The following is a 6,614-nucleotide window of genomic DNA, read 5'->3' as shown; positions in this document are numbered from 1 at the left end:
CCCGACTGCGACGTCAGCGGCGCCGGGTCCAACTTCGACGACCGTGCCGGCGCCCTCAGCGCCCGGGGTGAAGGGCAGCGGGAGGCTGTACCGGCCTTCGCGGTGGTAGACGTCGAGGAAGTTGACCCCGGATGCGGCGACCTCCACGAGCGCCTCGCCCGGACCCGGCCGCGGCTGGTCCACCTTGGCCTCCTGCAGCACCTCGGGACCGCCCACTTCGTACACCTGAATCGCTCGCATGTCCCCCACCAACCCCGTTGATGGCGATCCGATTCCCGGCAAGCAGACCAGCCCGCCGCCCCCGCCGAGAGCTGAGACGCCTGCTTTGCACCCGGGTCTGGGACAGGAGACCGAGGCTGTCAAGGGTCGACGAATGCGCCACCCGCCCACCGCCTTCGGATACTCCTCCGGCCTCGGGAACCGGCCCATCCGCTGGTACGACTTCAACGCCAGCAGCAGGGCCAGCTGATCTCCATCCGCTCCGCCGCCCACGCCGCCTCCTCCCGCGTCGGCGCGAAGAACAGATGGTGGGTCGCGTTGAACAGGAAGCTCAACTCGCCCTTGTGGACGCAGTTCTGGTTGCGGTCGACCAGTGCGAACGGCAGGGCGGCACGGGAGAAGGCGCCCGCGGCGCCGGTGTCGCCGTTCTCCGACCAGGCGCGATCCGGCCCGACGATGAGGTTGAACGTCGAGTCGGACTGCGTGTCACCGGTGATGGCCAGGCCATGGACGGTGGGGATCAGGCGGCTGCCGTTCTGCACCAGGCTGCTGCTCAACGGCGGCAGGTGCTTGCCGCAGCGGATCAGCTCTTGACGTTCTTGAGGCCGCCGGCGCTGCCGAGCGCGGKGGCGGCCGCGCCGATCAGCGCGGCCGAGGCGAGCGAGCAGGGTGGGCCCAGGGCGCGACGAACAGGTTCCAAGCTGGGCGGCCCGAGGTCGGGCGGCCGGACTCGGCCAGGCCGCGGTGCGCAGCTAGCCTCCGTGTTTCATTCGCGTCGGCTGATTGGGGTGATCCCTGTGTCGGAGGTTGCGGGGCTGGCGTCGGTCGTTGGGCACGCCGAGGGCCCGGCGCAATGGCCGGGTGATCCGGGGTCCTTGGGGCGTGGGTGGTCAGGGTTGCAGGGGGGGGTGAACGCCGCGGTCAGTTCGTTGTGCCAAGGCCAGGTGGCGGCGATCCGCAGGCGTAGGCGGCGGGCTGCCGTCCGGTGCCCGGTGAGGTGAACCAGGCCGGTGAGTTCGGCGGCCTCAGCGCCGGCACGGAGGGTCCTGTCCTGTTCCAGCGCGGGGTGCCAGAGCTGTTCGGGTAGGGCGCGGATGGCCTTGCGGACGGAGTCGGGTGACGCCGTGGCTAGCGGAGAAGGTGGTCTGGACCCCGTGCTGCCCGAGGCCGGGTAGGTGGGTGAGGAAGGCTTTGGCGCTTCCCGGGCTGCTGGCGCGGTGAGATCGGGGTGGCGTGGCCGTAGGCGTCAGGGCTCTGCGCGAGGGCTTGATCGAGGGCGGTGATGTGGTTGGTGGCGGTGTTCGCGCAGGCGTTGCCCGGTCGCAGGATGCTGGCGAGGACCACGCAGGTGTTGTCCAGGAAGCAGGGCATCGGGTGGTATCCGAAGCCGCGTTTGTAGGTGACGGCGGCCTGGCCCGTCGGCGCTGACGACGAGCCTGGGACGCGAGCGGCACGCAGAAAGTGCCTTCCTGCTGGTACGAATGGGGCCTTAGACAAGCCTCATCGTCGCAGCTCAGAAGGCACTTTCGCGTTTCCGGTCATGCCCGGGACGCGACCCCGGATGATACGTGCAGGCTGGGCGCTGCTGCGGTCAGTGGACTTCGGCAGGCTCGGTCGGGGTGCGGAGGGAGCCGAGGCCCCGCATGACGGCGCCGGCCTCGTAGCCGAGCAGGGCGGGGGGAAAGGGCGGGGCGGCGTCGCGCAGTTGCTTCCACAGGGCGTTGAGTCCCGCGGTGCCGTGCTCGCGGACGGTGGAGACCAGGTCGAGGTCGAGGAAGAGCGTGAGGAACTCCTCGCCGCTGCCACCCTCGGCCATCAGGCGGCCTTCGGGATCGGTGACGACCGAGCGGCCGGTCCCGAACAGCGCGCCGATGTTGGGGTTGACGACGTAGACCTGGTTGGTGATCGCGTTGGCGCGGGCCAGGACGAGCTCCTGCGCGCGGTCGGAGGTTCGGGTGTACGTGGGTTGGAGGATGACCTCCGCACCCATCCAGGCCAGCGTCCTCATGATCTCCGGGACCCAGCCGTCGTAGCAGATGGCCAGGCCGAACCGGCCGATACCGGGGATGTCGAAGACCACGTGCTCGTCGCCGGGCACCGACCGCTCGTAGGGCATCCAGGGGAACAGCTTGCGGTAGCGCGCGACGATCTCGCCCTCCGGCGAGATCGCCAGCGCGGTGTTGTGCAGGAGGTCGCCGTTGCGCTCGGCGATCGTGCCGGGGACGATCCACTTGCCGGTCTCGGCGGCCAGTGCGCACAGCCGATCGGTGAGCGGCCCGGGGATCTCCTCGGCGACCCGGTCGATGTAGCCGGGCGCCGACGGCGCGTCGAAGCTGCCCATCCCCGTCAGGTAGTACTCGGGGAAGACCAGCAGGTCCAGGGCCGGCATCGAGGAGGCCAGCGTGCGGACCTCGCGCTCGAACTTGGCGAGGGTGGCCTCGGGGTCGTTGGGCACTGGCGCCACCTGCGCGGCAGCGATCCCGATGATGCGGCTCACTGGCTACTCCCTATGCTGCTCGGTGCGCTGAGTTCGGATGCGGGTACGGCCGCCGCGCCGGATGCGGCTGCGGGCGCTGGTTTAGCCGACGGGTCGGCACGGGCGCCGTCGTCCGGAGCAGGACCCCCCGCAGCACCGCTCCCCGCCTCGTCTCCCGCGTCCGCGCCGCCCATCAGGGCGGCCCGCCCGCGGCCGGGCACGGCAGCGATCAGTGCCCGGGTGTAGTCCGCTGCGGGCTCGTGCAGCACCTGCTGCGCCGGCCCCTCCTCGACCAGCCGCCCGGCGCGCATGACGCCGATCCGGTCGGCCAGGCGCCGTACGACGCCGAGGTCGTGGCTGATCAGCAGGTATGCCAGGCCGCGGTGCTGCCGCAGGTCGGCGAGCAGGTTGAGCACCTGCGCCTGGACTGACACGTCCAGCGCCGACGTCGGCTCGTCCAGCACCAGTAGCACCGGGTCCATCGCGAGAGCCCGGGCGATCGCGACGCGCTGGCACTGGCCGCCGGACAGCTCGTGCGGCCGCCGCCCCAGGAACCGGTCGGCCAGGCCGACCGACGCCAGCAGCGCCGAGACGGCCTCGGCGCGGCCGGCCGCGGTCAGGTCCGGCTGCGCGAGCCGCAGCGGCTCGTCCACCAGCCGGGCCACGGTCATCCGCGGGTTGAGCGCGGCGAACGGGTTCTGGAAGACGATCTGCACCCGCTGTCGCAGCGCCCGCAGGTCGCGGCCCCTGGCCTGGTCGAGCCTGACTCCTTCCAGCGCGACCTCGCCGGCCGCGGGTCTGAGCAGGCCGAGCACGGTACGGGCGAGCGTCGTCTTCCCGCAGCCAGACTCGCCGACGACGGCGTACGACTCGCCGGGCGCGATGCGAAAGCCGACGCCGTCCACCGCGCGGTGCTGGCCGTACGCGACGACCAGGTCCTGCACGCGCAGGACAGCGGGGACGCCGGAGACGTCAAAGGTGTCGGGGGTGTGGGGGGTGTCGGGGATCACGCCGCGACCTCCGGATCGGCGAAGTGACAGAGGGCACTGCGGCCGCCGGACAGCGTGCGCGCCGCGGGCGGCGTGCTGCGGCACAGGTCGGCGACCTGCGGACATCGGTTAGCGAAGACGCAGCCGGTGACGGCCAGCACGTCGGCCGGGACCTCGCCGGGCAGCGAGGCCAGCGGCGCGCCGTCGTCGTCCACGGTGGGCACCGCGGCCAGCAGCGCCTTGGTGTACGGGTGCGCGGGGGCGGTGAACACGTCCTCGACCGGCCCGGCCTCGACCACCTCGCCCGCGTACAGCACGGCGACGCGGTCGCACAGGTCGCGGGCCTCGCCGAGGTTGTGGGTGACGAACAGCACCCCGAAGCCGTGCGCGTGCTGGAGCCGCAGCAGCAGCCGTCTGACCTGCTGGGCGACGGTCACGTCGAGCGCGCTGGTGGCCTCGTCGGCGATGATCAGCCGCGGCTCGCAGGACAGCGCCAGCGCGATCATCGCGCGTTGCAGCATGCCGCCGGACAGCTGGTGTGGGTAACTGCCGAGCACCCGGTCGGTGTCGTGCAGTTCAACCTCGGCGAGCAGTTCCGCAGCGCGGGCCCTGGCCTGCTCGCGCGAGCCGCCGCGGTGCCGCCGGATGACGCGCTCGAACTGGGTGCGCAGGGGGCGGACCGGGTCGAAGGCGGTCGCCGGGTTCTGGAAGACCATGGCGATCGCGCCGCCGCGTACCGCGCGCAGCTGCGACGGCGGCGCGCCGAGCAGTTCGCGGCCGTCCAGCCGGATGCTGCCGCGGGCCTGCGCGGCGGGCGGCAGCAGGCCGAGCACGGCGAGGCCGGTGAGGGTCTTGCCGCAGCCGGTCTCGCCGACGACGCCGAGGGTCTGCCCGGGTTCGACGGTGAGCGTGACGCCGCGCACCGGCCGGGTCGCGCCGCCGGACCGGCCACCGGGCCGTGGGAACTCGATCGTCAAATCTTCGACGGTCAGCAGCGTCATCGGGTCACCGCCCTGGGGTCGAGGATGTCCCGCAGCGCGTCGCCGAGGACGTTGAAGGCGAGCACGGCCAGGAAGATTGCCGCACCGGGCAGCGCGGACAGCCACCACTGCGACAGCACGTAGCTGCGCCCGTCGGAGACCATCAGGCCCCAGTCCGGCGTGGGCGCCTGTGCGGCGAGGCCGAGGAAGGCCAGCGACCCGGAGGCGAGGATCACCGTGCCGATGTCGATGCTGGCCTGGACGACGATCGGCGCGGCGGCGTTCGGCAGCACGTGGCGGGCCAGGATGGTGGTGTCGGACAGGCCCAGTGCCCTCGCGCCGTCGACGAAGGGCCGGTCCCGCAGCCCGGCGGCGAGGCCGCGGGCGAGCCGGGTGTACCAGGGCCACCAGGCGATGGCGAGGGCGATGCCGGCGTGCATCAGGCTGGGCCCGAGCATCGCCGCGATGACCATGGCGAGCAGCAGCGGCGGGAACGCCAGGAACATGTCGGCGATCCGCATGACGGCCTCGTCGAGCCGGCCGCCGCGGTAGCCGGCGAGCAGGCCGAGCGGGACGCCGACGGCGACTGCGAGGGCCACCGTCAGCAGTGGCGTCAGCAGTGCGGGCCGGGCGCCGATGATGATCCGCGACAGCACGTCGCGGCCGAGCGGGTCGGTGCCGAGCAGGTGGCCGCCGGTGCCGGGCGCGAGGTTGCGGTGCGCTACGTCGGCGACGCCGCGGCCCTGGTCGGGGAAGGGTGCGAGCCAGGGCCCGAAGACGGCGAGGACGAGCAGCGCGCCGACCAGGAGCACGCCGATCAGGGCGAGGCGGTCGCGCAGCAGCGCGGTGGCGATCCGGCGCAGGCGGGTGGGTGTGGGGGTGTCCGCGGTGCGGACGGTGTCGGGTGGGCCGGTGGTTGCGGCGAGGAGCGTCATGTGAGTCTCACCCTCGGGTCGAGGCGGGCCTGCACGATGTCCACGGCCAGGTTGACCAGGATGTAGGCGGCCGCCCCGAGGACCGTGACGCCCATGATCGCCGGATAGTCGGCGTTGAGAAGCGCGGTCGCCGCGAACTGCCCGAGGCCGGGCCAGTTGAAGACCACTTCCACGAAGAACGCTCCGGTTAGCGAGTAGGCCAGGGTCAGGCCCGCGACGGTGACGACCGGCGGCAGCGCGCCGCGCAGGGCGATCTTGCCGACCGTCATCCGCTCACGCAGCCCGTAGGCGCGCGCGGCGCGGATGTGGTCGGCGGCCAGCACCTCGATCATCGAGGCGCGGGTCATCCGGGCGATGACGCCGAGGGGGTACGCGGCCAGCGTCAGCGCGGGCAGCACCAGGTGGTTGAGAGTGTCGGTGAACCCGGCGGCGTTGCCGGTCAGCAGCGCGTCGACCAGGTGGAAGCCGGTGATGTCCCGGATCGGGTCGGTGAACTCCAGGTCCGGTTCGTTGCGCCCGGTCAGGGCGAACAGGCCGAACTGCCCGAACACGGTGACCTGGAGCAGCAGTCCGAGCCAGAAGGCCGGCATCGACACGCCGCCGATGGCCAGCATCCGGATGACGTGGTCGGCCAGCCGTTGCCGGCGCACCGCGGCGATCACGCCGAGCGCGATGCCGAGGACGAGCGCGATGGTCATGGCGGCGGTCAGCAGTTCGAGGGTGGCCGGGAGCCGTCCGAAGATCTCGGAGGTGACGGGCTGCTTGGTGCCGATCGAGGTGCCCCAGTCGCCGCGGACCAGTCCGCTGAGGTAGTGCGCGTACTGCATCGGGAGTGACTGGTCCAGGCCCAACTGGTGTCGGATCTCGGCGATTTGCTCGGGCCGGGCCTTGGGGCCGAGGTAGGCGAGGGCCGGGTCGGCGGGGACCACGCGGGCCAGTACGAAGGTGACGATGGTGGTCCCGAGCAGGACAGCGGCCGCCGCCGCAGCCCTGCGGAACAGGAAGCGCCGCATGC

Annotated in this window: 7 protein-coding genes; all 7 read right to left on the bottom strand. The window is 72.3% G+C overall.

Annotated features, from left to right (window positions below; translation table 11 throughout):
* Nucleotides 1–240, bottom strand: a 240-nt coding sequence (locus tag ACXJMZ_RS34255) for an alcohol dehydrogenase catalytic domain-containing protein (protein ID WP_457033923.1), incomplete at its 3' end; no start/stop codon positions are given.
* A gap of 203 nt (nucleotides 241–443) precedes the next feature.
* The gene (locus tag ACXJMZ_RS34250; protein WP_457033922.1) at nucleotides 444–761 is read right to left on the bottom strand and encodes a hypothetical protein; all 318 of its coding nucleotides are present in this window, start codon (nucleotides 759–761) and stop codon (nucleotides 444–446) included.
* A gap of 1,049 nt (nucleotides 762–1,810) precedes the next feature.
* The gene (locus ACXJMZ_RS34245) at nucleotides 1,811–2,716 is read right to left on the bottom strand and encodes a carbon-nitrogen hydrolase family protein (protein ID WP_457033921.1); all 906 of its coding nucleotides are present in this window, start codon (nucleotides 2,714–2,716) and stop codon (nucleotides 1,811–1,813) included.
* Complete coding sequence (locus tag ACXJMZ_RS34240) at nucleotides 2,713–3,705, bottom strand: ATP-binding cassette domain-containing protein (protein ID WP_457033920.1); 993 nt, start codon at nucleotides 3,703–3,705, stop codon at nucleotides 2,713–2,715. The genes ACXJMZ_RS34245 and ACXJMZ_RS34240 overlap by 4 nt, the downstream gene beginning before the upstream one ends.
* Nucleotides 3,702–4,685: an ABC transporter ATP-binding protein gene (locus ACXJMZ_RS34235; RefSeq protein WP_457033919.1), complete on the bottom strand. Its 984-nt coding sequence runs from the start codon at nucleotides 4,683–4,685 to the stop codon at nucleotides 3,702–3,704. Before ACXJMZ_RS34235 ends, ACXJMZ_RS34240 begins: the two co-directional genes overlap by 4 nt.
* Entirely contained in the window at nucleotides 4,682–5,599 is a 918-nt protein-coding gene (locus ACXJMZ_RS34230; protein ID WP_457033918.1) for an ABC transporter permease, read from the bottom strand. Before ACXJMZ_RS34230 ends, ACXJMZ_RS34235 begins: the two co-directional genes overlap by 4 nt.
* Complete coding sequence (locus tag ACXJMZ_RS34225; RefSeq protein ID WP_457033917.1) at nucleotides 5,596–6,612, bottom strand: ABC transporter permease; 1,017 nt, start codon at nucleotides 6,610–6,612, stop codon at nucleotides 5,596–5,598. Before ACXJMZ_RS34225 ends, ACXJMZ_RS34230 begins: the two co-directional genes overlap by 4 nt.
* Nucleotides 6,613–6,614 lie beyond the last annotated feature (2 nt).

The organism is Kitasatospora sp. P5_F3 (assembly GCF_054049135.1).
The sequence above is the reverse complement of the archived record's forward strand: the minus strand, read 5'-3'. Positions and strand labels throughout refer to the sequence as shown.